Consider the following 19,979-nt stretch of genomic DNA (forward strand, 5'->3'; position numbering starts at 1 on the left):
AAGTAACGAACGCTTTAGAGTATCAACCATCCGCTTTCGAGATTTTCCGCATGTCCGATTGGTGTCGTGCCGACGGCTTGATTTCGGCGGTCTCGAATGCGTCTAGCGAGGCGGTCTGTCTCCGCCTCTCGAAGGAATCCCAAGATGGAAAACAAGAGGAAGGTCTCCAAGCCTGAGGGCAAGCTCGCGGTGCTCATCCCCGGGCTTGGCGCTGTGTCCACCACGCTGATGGCGGGCGTCGAGCTGGCGCGTCAGGGCAAGGGGCTCCCCATCGGCTCGCTGACGCAGATGGGCACGGCGCGCCTGGGCAAGCGGACCGATGGCCGGACCGTGAAGCTGGGCGAGCTGGTGCCGCTGACGGAGCTGCAGGACATCGTCTTCGGCGCGTGGGACATCATCAGCGAGGACGCGTATCAGGTGGCGGTGCGCTCCGGCGTGCTCCATGACAAGCACCTGGAGCAGGTGAAGCCCTTCCTCCAGGGCATCAAGCCGAAGAAGGGCGTGCACGACGCGGAGTTCGTCCGCCGCATCGAGGCCAACCACACCAAGTCCACCAAGACGCACCGCGAGAGCATCGAGGCGCTGCGCCAGGACATCCGCGACTTCAAGAAGGAGCTCAACGCCAGGCGCGCCGTGATGGTGGTGTGCAGCAGCGTGGAGACCTTCCGTCCGCTGCCGGAGGCCTTCAAGAGCCTGGCCGCCTTCGAGAAGGCGCTGGACGAGAACAGCCCGGACATCAACCCCACCGCGCTCTACACCTACGCGGCCCTGAAGGAGGGCGTGCCCTTCGCCAACGCCACGCCCAACGCCAGCGTGGACACGCCCGCGCTGCAGGAGCTGGCGAAGCAGGAGGGCATGCCCGTCGCCGGCCGCGACCTCAAGAGCGGCCAGACGATGATGAAGACGGTCATCGCCCCCGCGCTCAAGGCGCGCATGCTGGGCCTCGAGGGCTGGTTCTCCACCAACATCCTCGGCAACCGCGACGGCGAGGTGCTCGACGACCCCGCGGCCTTCAAGGCCAAGGAAGTCACCAAGTCGAGCGTGCTGGACACCATCCTGCAGCCCGAGGTCTACCCCGAGCTGTACAACAAGTACTCGCACAAGGTGTCCATCCACTACTACCCGCCCCGCGGCGACGCGAAGGAGGGTTGGGACAACATCGACATCACCGGGTGGCTCGGCTACCCGATGCAGATCAAGGTCAACTTCCTCTGCCGCGACTCCATCCTCGCGGCGCCGCTGGTGCTGGACATCGCCCTGTTCCTGGACCTGGCGAAGCGGCTGGAGTGGCGCGGCATCCAGGAGTGGATGTCCTTCTACTTCAAGAGCCCCATGGCGCAGCCCGGCCTGCCGGTGGAGCACGACCTGTTCATCCAGCTCACCAAGCTGAAGAACACGCTGCGCGTCGTGGCCGGCGAAGAGCCCATCACCCACCTCGGACTCGACTACTACGGGGATGACCTCCCGCTTTCCAAGTAGAGCCACCGCGTTCACGTGGCTCGTCACCGTGATGGCGACGGGCCACCTGACGCTGGTGATTGCCACCGGCCGGCTGCGGTGGGAGCACGTGGCGGCGGACGTGCTGCTGATGGGGGTGGCCTGGGCGGGCCCCCGGACGCGGCGCTTCCTCGCCGGCGGCTTCCCGCTGTGGCTGACCGGTATGTTGCTGGACAGCCAGTCCCTCTGGCTGTTCGTGCGTGGCACCATTCACACCGGAGACCTGTGGGAGCTGGAGCGCCAGTGGTTCCCGGCGCCCGGTGGCACCCACTGGCCCGAGTGGTGGTCCACGCGCTTCCATCCGGTGCTGGACCTGTTCTGCGGCTTCTCGTACGCGGCCTACCTGTACGAAGTCTTCGTCGTGGCCATCTTCTTCTTCGTGAAGAAGGACTCGCGCTTCGAGCGGCTGTGCTGGGCCTTCCTGGCGGTGAACGCCCTGGGCGTCGTCACCTACCTCGTCTATCCGGCGGCCCCGCCCTGGTACATCCTCCAGTACGGCCCCGGCCCGGCGAACCTCGCGGCGCTGCCCAGCCCGGCGGGCACCGCGCGCTTCGACGCGTTGCTGGGCATCAACTACTTCGCCAGCTTCTATTCGCGAAACCCCAACGTCTTCGGGGCAATGCCCTCGCTGCACGCCGCGTATCCCTTCATGGTGACGCTGTTCGTGTGGCACCGGGGCTGGGCGTGGCGCGTGTCCGCGGTGCTGTTCGCGGCGCTCGTCGCCTTCTCCGCCGTGTACCTGACGCACCACTACATCCTGGACGTGCTCGCGGGCCTGGTCGCGGCGCTCGCCGCCTTCCTGGCGGTGGAGGCCGTGTTCGCGCGCCGCACGGTGCCGGCCCCTGTCGCCGTGCCCCTGACTTCTAGAGGAGACACCCGTGCTTGAGAACCTGATGGCCTGGCTGACCGGAAACCTGTCTCCGTCCGCCCGCATCTGGACGGCGCTGGCCCCGGCCATCCTGGCCTGTGCCTATTTCCTCGGGGGGCTGCTGCTCTTCTGCATCCGCTGCGCCTTCAAGGGCATTCCGCGGGACGAGGAGACGCTCAAGCGCGGCAGCACGGTGCTGGTGGGCTTCTTCCTCCGGCACTACTTCTTCTGGGTCATCCAGCCCTTGTGGACGGTGATTCTGCGCTCGGGCCTGCCGGCCAACGCGCTGTCCATGCTGTCGGGCCTCCTGGGCATCTCCGCCGGCGTGGCGCTGGCGGCGGGGCGCTTCGCGCTGGGCGGCTGGCTCTTCCTCTTCGCGGGCATCCTGGACGTCATGGACGGGCGCATCGCCCGCACGCGCAAGGAGGCCAACCCGGCCGGCGCGGCGCTGGACTCGGTGCTGGACAGGTACGTGGACTCGGCGATGCTGATGGGCCTGGCCTGGTACTACCGGGACACCTGGGTGCTGCTGCCGGCGCTGCTGGCGCTCCTGGGCTCGTCGCTGGTGCCGTACGTGCGCGCCAAGGGCGAGGGCCTGGGCGTCAGCGTCCGCGACGGCGCCATGCAGCGGCTGGAGCGGGTGCTCTTCCTGGGCGTGGGCACGGCGCTGTCTCCGATTCTGGAGGCCGTCTTCTGGCCCGAGGAGAAGCACCCCATGCACTGGCTGGCGGTGGTGGGGCTCGTGTTCGTGGCCATCATGAGCAACTACACGGCCATCACCCGCTTCCGGACGCTGGTGAAGGCGCTGGCGCCGAAGCGGCAGGAGGCGCGCTCGGAGAAGGCCATCATCGGCTTCAACGCGGTGGCGGGCGCGGTGGCCACGCTGGCGGACTTCGCGCTGGTGCTGGTGCTGGTGGAGTGGCTGGACATGCTGCCCGCCTGGGCCACCGTGGTGGGCGCCATGCTGGGCGCGCTGGTGAACTACTCCATCAACCGCGTGCTCACCTTCAAGAGCCGCGCTGGCGTGGCGCGTCAGTTCGCCCGCTACGCGGTGGTGAGCGGCACGAGCGCGCTGCTCAACGCGGGCGGCGTGGCGCTGCTCACGTTGCATCCGCAACTGGCGTACACGCTGGTCTGGTGGCTGGTGCGCGGCGTCGTGTACTTCGCGTGGAACCTGCCCCTGCAGCGCGATTATGTCTTCAACGACAGCGCGTCGGATGCGCTCATGGAGCAGCGCCCACATGCCGCATGAAGACCGTCCCCAATCCCTGATGATGGTGGTGGCGCTCGCCGCCACGCTCCTGCTCTCCGGAGTGGCCTCGGCCGCGGAGCCGCTGGAGCCCACTCCCGCCCCGAGCGACAACTACGGGGAGAGCTTCACCTTCATCGGGGATTTGGAGGACGGCACCTTCGTGCTGGTGCAGCTGTCGGTGACGAACCTGGGGCCGGGCTCGCGGCACGGCATCTGCCGCGCGTCGGTGCTGAAGCCCGGCCAGCGGGCGTGGACGCCGCAGAAGAAGGTGGGCGAGCGCGAGTGGCGCTACGACGCGACCACCGGCACCTTCCAGGTGGGCGAGTGCTCGGCGCGCTCGGCGGGTGGCTTCACGCGGGTGGAGGCGCCGCTGGACAACGGGCGGGTGGTGCTGGAGTACGCGGCGCCGGTGGCGCCGCGGTCGCCGGAGGGCTCGGAGGTGGAGGTGGGCAACGCCCGCTACCGCCACGAGGTGACGCTGGCCTTCAGCCCGCTGCGCGCGACGGTGCAGTTCCCCAAGGGCGCGGAGGTGGCGTACTCGGGGGGTGGCTACGCGGACCACACGCGCTCCACCATCGCCCCGGCGAAGCTGGCGAAGCGATGGGTGCGCTTCCGCGCGCTGCGCGGCGGCGAGCGGCTGGTGCTGCTGGCGCGCGAGGGACAGGACGGGGAGTTCGGCCCGGTGTACGAGTGGGAGGAGGGCGCCACGCCCCGGCCGCTGGAGCACTTCACCCTCACCCGCGAGGGCGCGAAGGAGCGCAGCGTGTGGAAGGCGGAAGTCTATGCCGGGGGTGACGCGGCCCTGGTGCTGCGCTCCACGGCGCTGCTCCAGCGCAGCGCGCCGGTGGAGGACCTGGGCGTGCTGGGCGGGCTGGTGCGGCCGGTGGTGGGCTCGCCGGTGACGTACCTGCACCGGGCGGTGCTGGAGCGCGCGGGGAAGGAGCCGGTGGCGGGGCTGATGGAAGTCACGCTCGAGGGAGAGCTGTGAGCGTCTCGCTGCTTCGCGACGTGCACCATGTGCCGGGCGTGCGTGGCTGGGTGCGCAAGCAGGTGCTGCGCTCGGTGGCGCGGTGCGTGGAGTGGACCACGAAGCTGCCCGGACAGGGGCTGAATGTCTCGCGGGTGAATGACTGGCTGTTCGTGGGAGGCGGAGTACCTCGCTCGCGCTACGCGGAGCTGAAGGCGCTCGGCGTCACGGCGGTGATTGACATGCGCTCGGAGCGCTGCGACGACGCGCGGGCGCTGGCGGAGCTGGGGATTGAGTTGTTGAACCTGCCGGTGACGGACCGCTACCCGCCGTCGGTGGAGCAGTTGATGCGCGGCGTGGAGTGGGCGCTGCCCCGGCTGGAGCAGGGCGGCCGGCTGTATACGCACTGTGAGCACGGCGTGGGCCGGGGCCCGATGATGGGGCTCGCCGTCATGGTGGCGCGCGGCTGGGACGCGCCGGATGCGTACCGCGAGGTGCGCACGGCGCGGTGGCAGGTGACGCTGAATGACCGGCAGCTGGAGGGCCTGTCGGACTTCGTCACCGCGTGGGCCGCGCGCCCGGCGGAGCGGGCGGCGTAGGCTGCGGGGCGCGGGCGGCACCCTGGGGCTGACCCGTTTTCGACGCGCACCACGCTTGGATGATGTTGGAGAAAGCCAGGGCGGGGCGCTCTCCGTGGCCAAAGTCACTGGTACCAATGCATCATGTGAGCGCTGGAACCCACTCGTCGACTCGGAGCCTCAGCGAGGTCGCCGCTGCGATTTCACCCAGGACCTTTCTGAGGACTCCAGCGGTGGTGCCTCCGAGTTCGAAGGCTCGTGCTCTGTCGGCTCCGTGCCTCGGCATTCCCGTGCAAACCATCGCTGCGTCGTCGCGTTCAAAGAGGCCGCAGTAAGGCCCGGTGGGAATCGGCTGCTTGAAACCCAGGCGGCTCATCACCGGTTCGATGAGGGCGAGGAGGTTGGGATGGTCCCCAGAGAAGGTGCCAATGCACGTCTGTGGCTCCTTATTGAGCCGGAATCTGGAGAGAGCGCTACACGCCAGCATTTCGCGCAAAGTCTCATAGTGCTCGTAGAGGTCATCCTCGTCGGCGCCCTCCTCCTTCGAGGCCACCAGCGCGTCGCCGCGTGCCGGCGCGTCGAGGTCGTAGAAGTGAGGCATGGGCATCATCTTCCTGGAGTCATGCGCAATCATCAGAAGGCGGGGATGGGGCTCGACCCAGCCCTTGGCATAGCAGTCGAGCACGCGCTGCGCCGAAAAGTCGAGAGTGGGGTAGGCCAACGCCCCCATGCTCTGGCCCATGCGGCTGAGGAACCAGCGATAGAATGAAGGTAAGGGACGACCTGCAATCTGCTCGATTCGAGCGACGGCGTCGGGCGTGGCGCCCTTCCACTGCTCCGCAAGCCCAGGCACGACTCGCAGGAGAAACGCCTCCATGGCGGCCTCTACCTCTTGCTCTTGTGCTGACATGTCTCCCCCCTGTTCTTGCCTTTGGTGCAAAGCATCAGGGGCAGAATGATGTTGCAGGACCCGCACGGCGGGACGCTCTCCCCATGACCAAAGGAACTCATATTCACTCCACTCCGGTCGCTACGGAGGTATTCGACTTGTCCTTCGGTCCGCTGCCTGGCGCTGTGGAACCATCGCTCGGTCAGGCCGATGACGTAGGCCCCGTCATCCAGGGCGAGCACGAGTGCCTTGGGACCAGCACAGCTTCCTGGCGGGTAGTGGGCGGGTCGTGTGGGGTCGTCACGCCACCTGTCATGGAGACGATTGGCAAGATTCCATGCTTCATCCACACGAACTGGGTCCTGCCCCTGCTTTTCGCAGAGCTTCTCGGTGAAGGCTCTGACCCTCTTGATTTTGACGTTCTCGTTCTGTCCCGTGTCTGGATTCCTGCGGACAAACGAAATGTCGAGACCACCATCCGCGGGGGCGTGCCATCCGAGTTCATCCTTGACGAGCTCGCGGAACACCCGCTCCGTCCTGCTCGAGTGGTCCGCATACCGCTGGTCGCACGCACACCGGACCACGCCAAGCATTCTTCCTGTGTCGGCTCTCGGTGAGGGGAACTTCCGGCTCGGGTCGGGGCCCTGGTTGTTCCTGGTGAGCGCCTTCGCCAACGTCTTGGCGTCCTCCCTCGTCGCGTCCGTCTCTTCCAGCGCGCCATCGGATTGATGCTTTTCGTCGCAGAGAGGGCACTCCTTCTCTCCCGTGACGGCCGCTATCTTCCAGCCGGGGACCTGAATCACCCCCATCAGCGTCGCCGCGTTGGCCGGACTGCCGCCCGGGCCGCAGTTGTTGAGCATCGGGTCACCGAGCAACTGGACGTTCTTCCCCTCAATCTTCACGTCCATGGACCCGGGGCCCACGAAGCTCGTCGGGCCCTCCACGTTGGAGGAGACAATCCCGCCCCCGGTTCCCTTGCTCGCCACGTCCCCCATGGAGCCGAAAGTGGCCCCCCGGATGGCCACCTTCTTTCCCTCAATCGTCACGCTCTTGGAGTAGTTCTTCGGGTCTGTTCCGCTCTTGCCGATGTTGGGCAGCGGCGTCGGCACGAACGGCGCCGGCGGCCCTGGCATCTTGCAGACGTTGGGCAGCGTCGCCGCGGCCACCCCGTTGCTTCCTTCGGTCACCGGAGTCTTGGGAGCATTCACTGACACTTTCGCCATTGGGACCTCCCCCTCATGGAACCTGCGGAGCCTGCAGGAGCATCGCCCCCCGCAGCCCGGAATCAGAGCCCGCCATCACCAGCGCTCGCGGGCCTCGCGCATACCTCCGAGCGAACGACTGGACCGCCAGCACGCCCCCGAGCGCCCCGAACGCGGCGCCCATGTCGCCCCAGCAGTCGCTCGGGGCCTTGTACCCGGCTGACTTCCATACCTTCGGCGCTCGCAACGCGACGAAGCCCCACTCCTCGCTTCGGTAGCGCTCGCCATTGATGTCCGTGTACACCGTGTCCACGCCCTCCCGCGCGAGGTCGAGCCCCGCGACGGCCCCCCGCACGGCCTGAGTCATTGCGACGCCGAAGGAGCCCGTCTCACTCTCGCGCAGGCGCTCCTCCTGTGCCGTGCACGCCCCGCGAACGAGGGCGAGCTGGGGAAGGCCCAGGCGGCGGCGCAGCCCCGCGCTCATCAGCGCGAGCCCACCCGCGCCCTCGCCGGGAGTGAATCCGCTGCGAACTCCCGGCTGCGCGAACCGGCGGCCACGCTCCAACCACACGAAGGTCTCCGAGTGGTGGTAGCTCTCCGCCCCCACCACCAGGAACAGGTGGTCCCGGCCTTCGGTGCACGCCTTCATCACCTGCTCGACCGCCCGAAGTGCTCCGGCATTCCCGCGCCCGGCAAGCTCGACGCTCACCTTGGACGTCTTCCCCCGGAAGCGCGCCTCCACGGACTGGACGACCCAGGCCGCGTCATTCTCGGAGAACCCCGGGCGGGCTTCCGGAAGCGCGAGCAGCACGGTGAGCCTGCCTCCATACAGAATCTCCTCTCCCAGCCTTGCCTCCAGCTCATCGAGCACGCTCTCCGCCATGGGCAGGACGCGGTCCCGCCCCTCGAGCCGGGTCTCCAGCAGTGCGTCGGCGGCGACCACGACCCGCTCGCCGCGCAGGTCGATGAACGGATACTCGGCGTAGCGGCAGATGCCAGCGCGCACGGCCGCCGCGCTGCTCGCGGCGGTGAACCCGACAGGCGTCCGCGCACCGACAGCCACCACCTCGACCTCGGTGTTCATGCCGCGCTCCCCTGCTCGATGACTTCCGTTTCATCGAGATAGTCCGCCTCCGGCGCTGGAACGCGCAACACGCTCTGCCACACCAGCGACAGGCGCCGCTCCTCTGGCTCCAGAAGCACCGTCACCAAACGTGCGCCATGCTGCTCACGCCGCGTGAGGATGCGGGTGGTGAAGCCCAGTGAGATGCGCGGCAGCTCGAAGCGCAGGACGCCGTCGGGGGTCATGTTCAGCAACTCGACACGCTCTCCGCCGACGAGAGGCCTCTCGGTCCGCTGGTCCGTGGGGGCACTCAGCGCGAAGGCGGGGTCGTGGTCATCCGGCAACAGCGGCTTCTTCGATTGCTCCCACCGTGCGTCGTACGTCCCCGCAAGCTTGCGCCGCGGCATCCACGAAGCATCAATCGGTCCGAATCCCGCGGGCCCCGTCTCCGCTGGAGCGCCACGGGGATACTCGATGGTGTGGGCCGGGCGTCCCACCAGGTGAGCCGCTCGACGTGCGAAGCCCCGCCCGATGGGGTTCCGCTCATCCATGCCGTGCCGCCGGGGGTCGGGGTCGGACAGGTCGCTCCCGCCGAATGCGGCTTCGTAGCGAATGGGGCGCGTGGTGAAGGGCTGTGGCCGGGTTGGCGCCACGCCGAGCAGCCCCCGCTCGTAGGTGCGGTCTCCGTGGACGAGCAGCTCCTTGTGGAGCCGGTCCACCCGGAGTGCGACGGGCACCGTCGGGGCCGGCCTCCCGCCGGGCGCATGTGCGTGCGCGTGGACCAGGATGTCCGTGTGAGGCTTCGCCGCGAGGAGCTCCGAGTCGTAGCGCAAGCTCGACCTGCCTGGCTCGCCAAGGTATTCGGGTGCGAGCACGGGGGGCGGTTGCTCATCCGCCAGCCGGAGCCGCCCACCGGGTGCGATGTTGAAGGTCGCCTTGACGGCGACGAGCCACCAATGCACGCCGTGTTTGTCTCGAGTCCAGTTCCGCTCCGCGGCGTAGGGCGTCTGGTTATTCAAGACCCACATCGTGTCAGCGTAGGGAACTCCAGACAGACGCGTCAATCCATGCGCTCGCGCCCCAGTCAAGAGAAGAAGCCGTCACGTTCACTGCAACACTCTCTCTTCCTGCCGCGAGGCGTAGCCCCCGGCAGCCCCCCTACGCGTCAATACTCCCAGGTCTCATGCGCCAGCGGCGCCGCGTTCAACGTCCGCCGCGCCATCCTCCACCTGGGCAGGTGCCGGTCCATCAGCGCGATGAAGCGCTCGTCATGCTGCGCACGAGCAGGTGCATCAGCTCGTGAACGACCAGGTACTCGAGACACTCCGGCGGCTTCTTCGCCAGCTCCAGGTTGAGCCAGATGCGGCGGGCGGCGGCGTTGCACGAGCCCCACCGGGTCTTCATCTTCTTGATGCCCCACCCTGCCACCTCCACTCCCAGCGCCGCCTGCCACTTCTCGATGAGCGGCGGGACGAGCTCGCGAAGGCGCACCCGGTACCAGCGCTGCAACAGCGCCTCGCGCTGCCGGGTGTCCCATCCGGGCCGCGTGTGCAGCGCGAGCGTCCGCGAGTTGCGCACCACGACGCGCCCCGGCCCTTCGGACTCCACGACGTCCAGGCGGTAGCGCCGGCCGAGGAAGTAGTGGCTCTCGCCGCTGACCAGCTCCCGCTCGGACTCGCGCTCCTGGCGCTCGAAGGCCGCCTGCTGCCGCCGAATCCACCGCAGCTTGCCGATGACGGCGACCCGCACCGCCGCGTCGGACACCACGAGCGGCGCCGCCACCCGGACCCGACCGTCGGGCGGATACACGCCGAGATGGAGGTTCTTGATGGCCTTCCGGACGACGGCCACGCGCAGGCCGCCCACCGTGAGGACGTGAGCCTCAGTAGTCATTCTGGTTCTTCACCAGCTCCAGGGTCCGCTCGACGAGGGCCTCGTCCTCGCCGAGGGCGGCGCCAATAGCATGGCGGACCCGGCGCGTCTTCATCCTGTTCTCGCGCCACCCGTCCATCATGCTCGCGCGGACCGCGGCGTCGACCTTCAGGGCCAGCGCCTCGTCCCTCCCCAGGTTGTCGTGGAGCGCGCGAAGGGCGGGCGTGTTCAGCGACCTCGGATAGTCGCCCGTCTTCGGGCCCTGCTTCGCCGGGCGGGTGAGCTCGACAATCTTCTCCAGATACTCCTGGTAGCCGAGCGCATCCTGCTTCCGCTGCTCGATGAGCGCGTCGAGCAGCTCGGACATGCGCTCGTAGTACTTCGGGTTGATGGGCGACTCGTCGACGATGAGCCGCCGGACGTTGTTCTCGATGGTCTCCGCGGCGGCCTGCTCCTTCCTCCGGAGGGCCTCGGGCAGCGCCTTCACCGCGTCGGCGCCCCGCTCCACGATGAGCTGAATCAGCGACAGGTCGTCGAACGAAACCCACCTCCACGCGCTCATTCCGGCTCACGGCGCCCTTCAAGGTCCCGTCTCCCCGGGCTCGAGCAGGTCCGTTCAGGAGTGAAGCGGGCCGGGCGGAAGCCACCGGAAGGAACCGCCGGAACGCTCGTTCCGGCGCCTCCCTCGTATCACCCGCGTCTGGTAGCGTCCAACACAGGAGGTAGTCACTGGATGTCCCTACTCTCTTCATTGGCCTCGGTACTGGTGGTGCTCGTGGGAATGGCGGTCCAGGAGCAACCACGGGAGGCCAGGAGGCAGAAGACGCGGGTCATCGTGCTCAAGGGCGACGAGGCGCCGCCCGCCCAGGTGCTGCGGGTGGCGCCGGACGCGGCGACCCTGGTCATGTTCGACGCGCCCGTGGTCCGCGAGTCGGTGGACACCGACGCCCTCTCCCGTCTCTTCAACCGGATTGAGGTGAACGAGCGCTCACTCGTGCTCAAACCAGCGGCGGAGCTGCCAGCGAACACGGCGCCAAGACTCACCGTGCGCTTCGCTGGCGGTCCGTCGGCGCGGCAGGTGGAGTTCGTGCTCACGTCACACCCGGACGAGGTGGACACGCAGGTGGAGGTGCGGCACGGGGAGAAGCCCGAGATCCGGTTGCTCGCGGAGTTGACGGAGCTGCGCGGGCGCTGCGCCGCGACGGAGGCCGGGCTGGCGCCCCTGCGCGCCCGCTGTGCCCGCGCGGGGCTGGCCGGCCTCTTCGTCTCCGGGGAGATGGACCCGGAGAACGGCGTCCAGGCCCACCGGCTCGACGAGAGGGCCTCGGAGCAGGGAGTCATGCCAGCGAAGAGGGTCACCCTCTTCCGCACGGGTGACACCGTCATGGTGGGAATGCGAATGGAGAACCGTTCCAGCGGTGCGCCGTGGGTCGCGGGCCCCGCGCGACTGGTGCGGTTGGACACACGGGGCGAGCCACTGGAGGAGGCGCGGCTACTGCCCGTGGTCATGGAGCCGGAGCGGCTGGCGCCCGGCGAGAGCGCGCGGGTGGCGGTGCAATGGGAAGAACCCTCCGAAGCCCCCGCTTCCGCAGTGCGGCTGGAGGTGGTGGACGCAGATGGCCGGGGCCTGAAATGGGAGCGACTGGAGTTGCGGCCGCCGGTGGTGGACGTCCCCCATGCACCGCGTGGCCGGAAGGAGGGCCGCCCATGAAGGGGGCGAGGCGAGGCGCTGGGGCTCGGGTGCTCTCACCGCTGGCGCTGCCGGAGGGGACCCAGGTCGGGCGCTGGCGGGTGGAGAGTCAGGTGGGCCATGGCGGCTTCGGCACGGTGTACGCGGTGAGGGAGGTGGACGCGCCCACCGCCCCCCTGTACGCGCTGAAGCTGGCACGGACACCGGAGGACGCGGGCTTCGGCCGGGAGGAGGAGGCGCTGCGACGGGTGCGGCACCCGGGCGTGGCGCGGTTGGTGGAAGCGGGACGGTGGGAGGCGGAGGCGGCGGGCTACCCGTACCTGGTGCTGGAGTACGTGCACGGCGAGGAGCTGTACCGCTGGGCCCAGCTGCGCAATCCCACCGCGCGACAGATGGCCGGGCTGCTCTCGCAGGTGGCCGAGGCGCTGGCGGCCGCACACGCCCTGGGCGTGCTGCACCGCGACTTCAAGGGAAGCAACGTGGTGGTCCGCCCGGACGGACGCGTGGTGGTGCTGGACTGGGGGGCGGGCGTGTACCCGGAGGCCGCCGCCCTCACCTGCACCACGCGCATGCCCCCGGGCACGCCGATCTACTACAGCCCTCAAGTCATGGCCTGGCGCACGCGCGCGCTGCGGGGCGGAGGCGGGCGTTACCCGTACACGGTGGCGGATGAAGCCTACGCGGTGGGTGTCACCTTCTACCGGCTGCTGGCCGACGAGTACCCGCCGCAGCAACTGGGCTGGGGCGAGGAGGACGCGGAGGAAGAGTCGGGGTTGCTGGCCCCCCAACCACTGGCCCTCCTCAACCCGCGCGTGCCGGAGCCACTGGCGGCGCTCGTCATGCGGTTGCTGGCCTTCCGCCCCGAGGCGCGCCCAGCGCCCCTGGCCGCGCTGGCTGCCGAGGTGCGCGAGCTGCTGGAGGCCGCGGGCGGGGCGTGGGACGTCCCCCTCTTCGAGTGGTACGCCGGCCCCGGCAGCCACTCGCGCACCACCACCGGGGAAGGCGCGTGGGGGCCCATGGCGCCCGGCCATGAGGCCGCCCTGCTGCGCGACAGGATGCAGCGGCCCGACGTGCTGGCCAACAAGGCCGCCGAGCGCTGGCTGCGGCGGCGCCACCCGCAAGCCCTGGTAGCGCCAGCAGCGGACAGCGCGGAGCCGCCCGCCGAGGCACGGGGCCCCGCCGAGGCCCTCCAGGTGGCGGCGGTGCCCATACCGGCTCCCGAAGAGAGACTCGCGCCGTCCGAGGCGACCCGGCAGGCGAAGCCGATGGCGCCGGGACCGGTCCCCACCCAGCCAGGCCATCGAGCCCGGCGCTGGGTGGAAGTCGCGGCGATGCTGACCGTGGTGGGGCTGGCGGGCGCGCTCGCCTTGAAGCGAACCCGGCCCCCGACCGCTTCCGGAGCAGAGGAAGTGGTGGGCCCCAAAGTAGCGCCCGCAATCGGGCTCCCCCATTCTGCCGACGCCGGGGCGGCCCTTGCTTCTCCTCCACCCCCGCACCAGGAGCCATCCATGCCCACTCCTTCAGCCCCTCATTCCCCCGCGACGGGCCTCGTCTCCACCCTCAAGCGCGGCGCGGTGGCCTGCGGCGCCGCGGCCACCCTGGCCTGCTCCGGCCCCCAGGTGCGCCCCACGCCCGGCGCCCCCTGCCCTGACGGCGCGCTCGAGGCCATGCGAAAGCTCCGCCTGAACCCGGGGCGGCAGGTCGACATCTACGTGCGCGCGGACAAGCCGGGTTATGCCAATGAGCCGCTCTTCGTGCGCGACGGCGAAATCGTCAGCCGCGTCTTCGACAGCACCTCGCTCCCGGACGGCACGCTCATCGAGGGGCGGCTGTGGACGAAGGGGGAGACGGTCATCGGCCGCTACACGGCGCTGGAGCTGCCCGACGGGCGGCGCTTCCCCGTCTGCCTCGTGCTTTGCGACCTCGACGGCTGCACCAAGTATGTCGAGTCCACACCGGAGGCCGCCGCCATCGGACGCGCCAATTTCTTCACGGTGGTGGACTTCTTCCCCTGAAGCCGAGGACCTGGACTGGAGTGTGACTCACCCTGGCGAGCGGTAGCGCGCGGCGACGCGGTAGAGCTGGGTGAGCGAGTAGTCCACCAGCGACTGCGTGGAGCGCATGTAGCGGTGCGCCCGGACGAATGGCAGCCATACCCGGTTGCCCACCCGTACCTGCGCCTCCTCCAGCTTCTTGCGCGGTATCCACTCCCCTCCCAGGTTCCTCACCAACACCTCCCCCAGGTACGCCCCCACCGCTGGTACCGCGTGCTCGTCCACCTTCCACCGCTCGAAGGACTCAGGGAAGTCCTGGTGCCAGAAGTGGGCGTCCACGTCCGTCAGCGACTCGGGCGTCGCCTTGAAGACCGACGGCACGTCCGTGTGCAGCAGCGCCACGAGCAACTCGGCCAGGTACGAGTAGTGTCCTCGCGCCTTCTCCGCGTCCTCCACGTCCGAGGGCAACGGCGCCGGGAGCCACTCCTCCGGCTCGGGGGGCTGGTACGTGTTGAACTCGGCGATCTTCCGCTGCCGCTCGCTGATGGCGAACTCGTCCAACACGCGCGACAGCAGCGGCGCCACGTCCGGGTGGAACCGGGGCTCCACCGGCGCCAGCGTGGCACTGCGCTCGCGCAGGGTGCGCAGCACGGTGTCGAAGTCCAGCTCCGGCCGCAGGTGGATGAGCGCTCGGGCCTGCGCCACCCGCGCCTCTTCGCTGGCGAAGTCCGCCGCGGTGGGCCACGTCACCAGGAGGATGGAGCCGTCGGGCAATGCCTCCACGCGGTGCGCGGGCGTGGACATCATGCGCTCGCGGCCCACCGTCTCCACCAGCTTCGGGCTGAAGACGTTCAGCCAGAAGACTTCGTACACCTTGTCGAATCCGTCCCTCCGCGAGACTTCGACATCGCGACCGAAGTAGGGAGCACCCGCCAACTCCTCATCCGCGGCGCTGTGAGCCGAGGCATGGGGAACCGGGTACCGGGACGTCCAAGCGCGGACCATGTCCACGAACCTCCGGCAGCGCTCCGCATCCGAGAAGAAGGAGAGCGGCTGAACATGGAGGCTGATGCCCAACACGGGCCAATGGGGCGTGCGTCCGAGATGGAGCGTCAACGACACGGCGGGAGAACTCGGACGATGCAGTCCAATGATTGAGTTGTATTCGTTACGTCTCTCCGCCAGCGCCTTCCAAACAGCCTCGCGGGAGTAGTTGCGCCGCCGCGTCCCCTTGACGAGGGTCGGCATCCACTCGCCCGCATACTCCTCAAGGGCTTGGAGGAAGGGCTCCAGTTCGTGCTCCAGCCCGGCCTGCTGGTCGAAGGCTCCGTCAAAGTGGAGGCTCAGGCTGTCCTCGACGTTCAAGTCCCTCAGCGTCAGCAACCTCATTGGAACTGGACCTCCACTCCCCTGACCTCCGTCCGGACGCTGTTCATGGCGCTCTCCTTCTCACTACGGCTCCTGGGCTGAAGCCTGCCCCCCTCGTAGACGAGGCGAACCCGCTGGACCCGCACCTCCATCTGCAGTCCGGGCCGGCGGATGCGCATAACCCCACCGTAGTACCGCATGGCGTCGCTCGCGTCCGCCGTCATCTGCGCACTCAAGCCCTCCGCATCCAGCCTCGAAAGGTCCCGGCTCTTGAAGCTGAACGTCTCCACGCGAGGAGGCTCGCCCACGGGCGGGCGCGTCTCGATGACGAGCACGTCCACGTAGCGCAGGTCCGCCTTCGCCACGCCCACGTGCGTCTCGATGCGGGGCTCGATGAAGTCCCCGAGCCACCGGCGCTGGGCTCTCGGCAGGGCCGCGTCCTCCCTCAACAGGGACACCATCCTCCACTCGAACATCCCCCCCCGGGCGAACAGCCCGCGCATGACCTGGTAGCCCTCCCACCGGAGGGGCCCCTGGGCGGGCCGGCCCTCGATGATTTCGCCCAGCCTCGCCTCGCGGTACGCCACGTACTCGCGCCAGAGCCCGGTGCCCTCGGGCACTCCGGGTGGCGGCGCATCCACCCGGGGAGCGAGCTGTTTCAGCGCCTCCACGTCCCGGGGCAGCCGCGAACCCGGGGCCTCCAGTTCGGCCAGCAGCAGCTTCGCCCGCAGGACCTCTGGAGGAAGCCCCGCCTCCAGCGCCTCGGCCGCCACACCGCCGCCGCGCTTCACGCCCGCCGCCCGCGCCGCGTCAGCCCCCGCGCGCGGCGGCTTCGCCTCCGACAGGTACGCCTGCGCCCTCGGCACGTTGCCACGCGCCTCGTGGAGCGCGGCGGCGCCAACCTCTCCCCACTCCGCCACGAGGAGGCCGGCCTCCCGGCTTGCCTGGATGTATCGCGCCACCTCGCCCAGTGCGTTGGCCCCCAGCCGCTCCGACAGCCGGTCCACCACCGGCTTCAGTCCCTCCAGCGACAACGGCGGCACCTGGAGCCGCCGCACGACACCGGCCTCGGACAGGTGCCGAGCCCCCCGGCCTCCGGCATACAGCGCCACCAGTAGCCCCGCGGGTGCCAGCTCGCGCGTGGCCTGCTCGTAACGCCCCTGTACGAACGACGACGCCCCCTGCCCCGTCCCAGCCGCCAGGTGGAAGAACCCCAGCGGCACGCCGAAGGTCAGGTGGTCGAAGCTCCCCAGCGCGATGCTCCCCGGGGAGAAGTGCTGCTCCATCAGCGCCCTCTCCACCGCGTCGAGCGCCTCCTGGTACGGCGGCGGCAACTGCCCTCGCTTCGCGCTGAAGTCCAGGTAGCGAGCCCCATCACTCACGAGGGCGCTGGAGAGCGCGTCCCGGCCCGCGCGGCCCAGGCCCCGGAGCACGTCACCCGCCCGCTCGCTCCGGTCCGGGGAGTCGGAGAGCCTCAGCCCCCGCCGCGCCAGCTCCTCGCGGACGGAGCCCATCCTCCCCAGCGTCTCGCCCAGTTGCTTGTCGCCCGCCAGGAGCCAGAGCACCTCGCGCAGCTCGTCGTCGAAGGCGGAGTGGAGGATGAAGAGGGCGAACACCTCGGCCCTCGCGTGGCCGTACATCTCCGTGGCGGTGACGATGAATGCGGCACGCTTGCGGTTGAGGACCGCCGCGGTCTCCGCGCTCACGGGCCCCAGCGCACCGAAGCGGACGGCATCCCAGTCCTTCAGGGACTCCACCCACCGTGGCATGTCCACCGTGCGCTGCAACGCAACGAACTCGGCGGGTGAGGCGCACTCCAGGAAGCGCGTCAGCACCTCCCCGGTAGCCCCGCCTGGAGGCACGCCTCCGCGAGGGACAGTCGCTTCACGGGCAACCTCGGCCGGACGCGGACCTGCCACGGCCGAGCCCTGCTCGCGCTTCGTCGCGCGGCGGCGGCGCAGCGGCCCCTCCTCCTCTGCCTCCGGGGAAGCACCGACGGATGCGGCGTCCTCGGGTGTGCCACCCGGGACGAGCCTCAGCTCCGGCGCCGTGGACGGGCGCGGGAAGGACGCCACGTCACCGGAAGTCCTCGTCCGGCTCGCCAGCGAGGCACAGCCCGTACCGAAGAGGGCAAGGCCCAGCAACAGCCCCGCCCACCACCGAGGCAGCGGCTCAGCGCGCATTGTCCACCCCCAGCCCCACCGAAGCGAAGGCCCCCGGGCGCAACGTCCCTTCCTCCGTGGGGTACAGCAGCGTGCCGCCCTGGCCCATGGCATACAGCCGCCCTCCAAGGAAGCGCCAGCGCACCTCGCCTGAAGCCAGGTAGCGCGCCCCTGGCTGACGCAGGCCCACCGCCAGGCCCCTCACGGCCGCCTCGACGTCGCGGCCGAAGAGCTGCACCGCCAGCCGCCCGTCCGCGTCCACACGGCCCCAGGTGAAGGCCTCCACTCCCAGGGAGAGACGCAGGTGGCGTTGCACGAGGTCGCCCAGGTGCTCCGCGTCCCAGCCCACCACCAGCTCTCCGAAGGCGGAGTACCCCTCCGGGAAGGAAGCGTCCGCCAGCGGCAGTCCCGAGGTGCCCGCCACCTGGAAGCGCGCCAGCTCGGAGTCCGGCCCGAACCAGCCCTGGCGGAAGCCGCCATGCTGGCGCCGCACCTCCAGTCTCGCCAGCAAGTCCAGCGTCGGTGACACGGCATCCGCGCCCACGCCGGCCACCGCGCCCCATGCGCCACGGCGTCCCGGCCGCCCGCCACCACCGGCCAGCAGGTGCAACTCGAAGCCGCGACGCGCCAGCACCATCGCGGTGCCATCCACGTGCGCCAGCGTCACCTCACGCGTGACGCCACCCGCCCGGCCCCAGTCGAGCACCGCGGAGAGCCCCAGCGTGTAGCGCCCGCGCCGCGCCGGCTGGCCGAAGAGGACGTGTTGCACGTCCAACTCGACCCCCACCCCCATGAGGCGCGCCCCCAGCACGTCGGAAACGAAGGACTCCACGAAGAGCGGCCCCGCCGTGGCGGTGAGCACCGCGCCCGCCGGGTGGTAGTCGGGGTTGCTCCGGTTGGAGTAGCGCCGCACCAGGTGCCCGGACAGCAGCGTGTAGCAGTCCAGGGAACCCGCCCATAGCGCCACCGGGGACGCGTCGTGCCCCAGCGAGAGAAGGCGCACCAGTTGTCCCCAGTCCGAGAGACTGTCCCAGTCCTCCTCACGCACGAGGCCAGTCCCCTCCCCGCCCCCCCACGCGCGCAGCCGCACGGGTGCGCCCAGGTTGAGGCCAAACGTCTCTCCGCCGTCGACCACCGCCATGGGCTCCACCTGCACGAAGCCCTCGGCCTCGCCCGCGCCCTGTCGCGGCAGCAGCGTCAGCACCGTCGCCTCCATGCGCGTCAGGAAGCTCCACCGTGTGCCCGGGCGGATGGACGCGGCTGGGGACGGCGCGGGCGGCGCGTCGCCGGCTGGCGCCTCGGACGAAGCCACCGCGCGTTCCCCGACGATGGAAGTGTCCTCCTCACCGGCTCCAAGCGCCCGCGCGTACGCCTCCGCCCACCCCGCGCCCGCGAACCACAGCAGCAACACGACAGCCCAACCTCGACACATGGACATGCTCACCGCCCGTGGATGGGGTCGCGACAGGACCCGTGGGGGCAGAGCTTCCCGGACCCATCCGACAGAGCGCCGGAGGGAGCGTGGGTGCCTCGACTCCCGGAGTCCTTCCGCCGGAGCCAGCACGCGGCCGACGGGCCACGAAGCACCAGGAGTGCCTCAGCCCCAGGGCGCCGGCCCCCCGCGCCTCCACGCGAGTGACGGGCCACGAAGCACCGAGGGAACCTCAGCTCCCCGAGGCCGTCACCCTCCGCCTCCACGCGGCCGGAGTGACACCGTGCACGCGCCGGAACAACCGGATGAAGTGCGTCACGTCCGCGTAGCCCACGCGCTCGGCGATGATGTCCACGCGCTCGTCCGTGCCGCGCAGCCGGCGCCGGGCCTCCGCCATGCGGCACTCCAGAATCCACTCCCCCACCGTGCGGCCCGTCTCCTGCCGCACGAGTCCCGCCACGTACGCGGGAGAGCGCCCCAGCGCGCGCGCCACCTTCGCGAGCGACAGTGGCTCCAGGCAGTGCGCCTCGATGTACGTGAGCGCCTTGCGGCTCAGGCTCACCGGCGGAGGCTCGCTCACGGCGGCGGGAGCCGTCATGCGCTCCAGCTCGATGAGCACCAGCCGCAGCAGCGCGATGCAGGCCTCCTCGCCGCCCCGCTCATTCCGCGCCGACTCCTCCGCCAGCAGCCGCAGCCACCGCGTGAGGCGCCGCCGCTGCGTCAGCGTGGGCCGCAGCACGGGATGACAGCCCTGGCGCACACGGAGCAACGGCCCGAGCCGGGAGGCACCGTCCCCCTCCCCTCCCCCCAGCACCTCCGGATGGAACGCGAGCGCCCAGCCCTCCGCGTCCGCCGGCCCTCCCCTGTGCGCATCTCCCGGGGGAATGAGGTGGACGTCTCCGGCGCGCAGCACCAGCTCGCCCGCGTGCCGCACCTTCGACTCGCCCCCGGTGATGAGCATCACCACGGCGTACGAGTGGACGGCGGAGCCTCCTCGGATTCCTCCATGCCTGCGCTGGATACGCCCCGCCCAGAGGGGGAACCGCCCCCGCTCGAAGTCCTGAAGAGACCATGGCGGAGGAGTCTCTCGGCACGGAGGATGCGGCTCGGGCGGCATGCCGTCTTCGTAACCGGCGGCGCCGTGG

Annotated in this window: 17 protein-coding genes; 7 read left to right on the forward strand and 10 right to left on the reverse strand. The window is 70.0% G+C overall.

All coding sequences use genetic code 11. From position 1 onward, the window contains the following. Positions 1-144: 144 nt before the first annotated feature. Genes K8638_RS30070 through K8638_RS30090 form a run of 5 tightly spaced genes read left to right on the forward strand, consistent with a single transcriptional unit; the run spans position 145 to position 5,183 of the window. Positions 145-1,479, forward strand: coding sequence for an inositol-3-phosphate synthase (locus K8638_RS30070; protein WP_223758114.1), 1,335 nt, complete (start codon positions 145-147; stop codon positions 1,477-1,479). After that, a complete protein-coding gene (locus tag K8638_RS30075; protein ID WP_223758115.1) occupies positions 1,457-2,383 on the forward strand; it encodes a phosphatase PAP2 family protein in 927 nt (308 codons plus the stop codon). The genes K8638_RS30070 and K8638_RS30075 overlap by 23 nt, the downstream gene beginning before the upstream one ends. Next, positions 2,376-3,617 (forward strand): GtrA family protein, encoded by a 1,242-nt coding sequence (locus K8638_RS30080; protein WP_223758116.1) that lies wholly within the window; start codon positions 2,376-2,378, stop codon positions 3,615-3,617. The genes K8638_RS30075 and K8638_RS30080 overlap by 8 nt, the downstream gene beginning before the upstream one ends. Beyond that, positions 3,607-4,605, forward strand: coding sequence for a hypothetical protein (locus tag K8638_RS30085; protein ID WP_223758117.1), 999 nt, complete (start codon positions 3,607-3,609; stop codon positions 4,603-4,605). Before K8638_RS30080 ends, K8638_RS30085 begins: the two co-directional genes overlap by 11 nt. Further along, entirely contained in the window at positions 4,602-5,183 is a 582-nt protein-coding gene (locus tag K8638_RS30090) for a dual specificity protein phosphatase (RefSeq protein ID WP_223758118.1), read from the forward strand. The genes K8638_RS30085 and K8638_RS30090 overlap by 4 nt, the downstream gene beginning before the upstream one ends. 121 nt (positions 5,184-5,304) lie before the next feature. On the opposite strand, the gene K8638_RS30095 is transcribed toward K8638_RS30090, so the two are convergent. From K8638_RS30095 to K8638_RS30120, 6 genes are all read right to left on the reverse strand, one after another. After that, positions 5,305-6,072, reverse strand: a complete 768-nt coding sequence (locus tag K8638_RS30095) for an SMI1/KNR4 family protein (RefSeq protein ID WP_223758119.1) — start codon at positions 6,070-6,072, stop codon at positions 5,305-5,307. Continuing rightward, positions 6,048-7,274 (reverse strand): DUF4150 domain-containing protein, encoded by a 1,227-nt coding sequence (locus tag K8638_RS30100; protein ID WP_223758120.1) that lies wholly within the window; start codon positions 7,272-7,274, stop codon positions 6,048-6,050. The genes K8638_RS30095 and K8638_RS30100 overlap by 25 nt, the downstream gene beginning before the upstream one ends. 13 nt (positions 7,275-7,287) lie before the next feature. Continuing rightward, entirely contained in the window at positions 7,288-8,337 is a 1,050-nt protein-coding gene (locus K8638_RS30105) for a hypothetical protein (RefSeq protein WP_223758121.1), read from the reverse strand. After that, a complete protein-coding gene (locus K8638_RS30110; protein ID WP_223758122.1) occupies positions 8,334-9,344 on the reverse strand; it encodes a DUF2169 domain-containing protein in 1,011 nt (336 codons plus the stop codon). Before K8638_RS30110 ends, K8638_RS30105 begins: the two co-directional genes overlap by 4 nt. A 220-nt stretch (positions 9,345-9,564) precedes the next feature. Then, positions 9,565-10,209 carry a M48 family metallopeptidase gene (locus K8638_RS30115; protein ID WP_223758123.1) on the reverse strand — a complete coding sequence of 215 codons (645 nt, stop codon included), beginning with the start codon at positions 10,207-10,209 and terminating at the stop codon, positions 9,565-9,567. Next, positions 10,199-10,750, reverse strand: a complete 552-nt coding sequence (locus tag K8638_RS30120; protein WP_223758124.1) for a hypothetical protein — start codon at positions 10,748-10,750, stop codon at positions 10,199-10,201. Before K8638_RS30120 ends, K8638_RS30115 begins: the two co-directional genes overlap by 11 nt. A gap of 171 nt (positions 10,751-10,921) precedes the next feature. On the opposite strand from K8638_RS30120, the gene K8638_RS30125 reads away from it, so the two are divergent. Further along, positions 10,922-11,899: a DUF2381 family protein gene (locus K8638_RS30125; protein ID WP_223758125.1), complete on the forward strand. Its 978-nt coding sequence runs from the start codon at positions 10,922-10,924 to the stop codon at positions 11,897-11,899. Further along, the gene (locus tag K8638_RS30130; RefSeq protein ID WP_223758126.1) at positions 11,896-13,893 is read left to right on the forward strand and encodes a serine/threonine-protein kinase; all 1,998 of its coding nucleotides are present in this window, start codon (positions 11,896-11,898) and stop codon (positions 13,891-13,893) included. The genes K8638_RS30125 and K8638_RS30130 overlap by 4 nt, the downstream gene beginning before the upstream one ends. Before the next feature lie 27 nt (positions 13,894-13,920). Here the strand turns inward: K8638_RS30130 and K8638_RS30135 are convergent, their stop codons facing one another. The 4 genes from K8638_RS30135 to K8638_RS30150 form a co-directional block, all read right to left on the reverse strand. Then, entirely contained in the window at positions 13,921-15,261 is a 1,341-nt protein-coding gene (locus K8638_RS30135) for a hypothetical protein (protein WP_223758127.1), read from the reverse strand. Beyond that, positions 15,258-17,423 carry a hypothetical protein gene (locus K8638_RS30140; protein ID WP_223758128.1) on the reverse strand — a complete coding sequence of 722 codons (2,166 nt, stop codon included), beginning with the start codon at positions 17,421-17,423 and terminating at the stop codon, positions 15,258-15,260. The genes K8638_RS30135 and K8638_RS30140 overlap by 4 nt, the downstream gene beginning before the upstream one ends. Then, the gene (locus tag K8638_RS30145) at positions 17,413-18,840 is read right to left on the reverse strand and encodes a hypothetical protein (protein ID WP_223758129.1); all 1,428 of its coding nucleotides are present in this window, start codon (positions 18,838-18,840) and stop codon (positions 17,413-17,415) included. The genes K8638_RS30140 and K8638_RS30145 overlap by 11 nt, the downstream gene beginning before the upstream one ends. Positions 18,841-19,066: 226 nt before the next feature. Further along, positions 19,067-19,951: an AraC family transcriptional regulator gene (locus K8638_RS30150; RefSeq protein WP_223758130.1), complete on the reverse strand. Its 885-nt coding sequence runs from the start codon at positions 19,949-19,951 to the stop codon at positions 19,067-19,069. Between the last annotated feature and the right edge of the window lie 28 nt (positions 19,952-19,979).

Origin of the sequence: Myxococcus sp. RHSTA-1-4 (assembly GCF_020037125.1) — a bacterium.
Classification (GTDB): domain Bacteria; phylum Myxococcota; class Myxococcia; order Myxococcales; family Myxococcaceae; genus Myxococcus.

What these genes read in the sequence shown, in the direction of transcription:
- K8638_RS30150 (WP_223758130.1), bottom strand. Translation starts at nt 19,951, where the DNA reads ATGCCGCCCGAGCCGCATCCTCCGTGCCGAGAGACTCCTCCGCCATGG.
- K8638_RS30075 (WP_223758115.1), top strand. Translation starts at nt 1,457, where the DNA reads ATGACCTCCCGCTTTCCAAGTAGAGCCACCGCGTTCACGTGGCTCGTC.
- K8638_RS30100 (WP_223758120.1), bottom strand. Translation starts at nt 7,274, where the DNA reads ATGGCGAAAGTGTCAGTGAATGCTCCCAAGACTCCGGTGACCGAAGGA.
- K8638_RS30130 (WP_223758126.1), top strand. Translation starts at nt 11,896, where the DNA reads ATGAAGGGGGCGAGGCGAGGCGCTGGGGCTCGGGTGCTCTCACCGCTG.
- K8638_RS30120 (WP_223758124.1), bottom strand. Translation starts at nt 10,750, where the DNA reads ATGAGCGCGTGGAGGTGGGTTTCGTTCGACGACCTGTCGCTGATTCAG.
- K8638_RS30115 (WP_223758123.1), bottom strand. Translation starts at nt 10,209, where the DNA reads ATGACTACTGAGGCTCACGTCCTCACGGTGGGCGGCCTGCGCGTGGCC.
- K8638_RS30105 (WP_223758121.1), bottom strand. Translation starts at nt 8,337, where the DNA reads ATGAACACCGAGGTCGAGGTGGTGGCTGTCGGTGCGCGGACGCCTGTC.
- K8638_RS30140 (WP_223758128.1), bottom strand. Translation starts at nt 17,423, where the DNA reads ATGCGCGCTGAGCCGCTGCCTCGGTGGTGGGCGGGGCTGTTGCTGGGC.
- K8638_RS30145 (WP_223758129.1), bottom strand. Translation starts at nt 18,840, where the DNA reads ATGTCCATGTGTCGAGGTTGGGCTGTCGTGTTGCTGCTGTGGTTCGCG.
- K8638_RS30095 (WP_223758119.1), bottom strand. Translation starts at nt 6,072, where the DNA reads ATGTCAGCACAAGAGCAAGAGGTAGAGGCCGCCATGGAGGCGTTTCTC.
- K8638_RS30125 (WP_223758125.1), top strand. Translation starts at nt 10,922, where the DNA reads ATGTCCCTACTCTCTTCATTGGCCTCGGTACTGGTGGTGCTCGTGGGA.
- K8638_RS30135 (WP_223758127.1), bottom strand. Translation starts at nt 15,261, where the DNA reads ATGAGGTTGCTGACGCTGAGGGACTTGAACGTCGAGGACAGCCTGAGC.
- K8638_RS30110 (WP_223758122.1), bottom strand. Translation starts at nt 9,344, where the DNA reads ATGTGGGTCTTGAATAACCAGACGCCCTACGCCGCGGAGCGGAACTGG.
- K8638_RS30070 (WP_223758114.1), top strand. Translation starts at nt 145, where the DNA reads ATGGAAAACAAGAGGAAGGTCTCCAAGCCTGAGGGCAAGCTCGCGGTG.
- K8638_RS30085 (WP_223758117.1), top strand. Translation starts at nt 3,607, where the DNA reads ATGCCGCATGAAGACCGTCCCCAATCCCTGATGATGGTGGTGGCGCTC.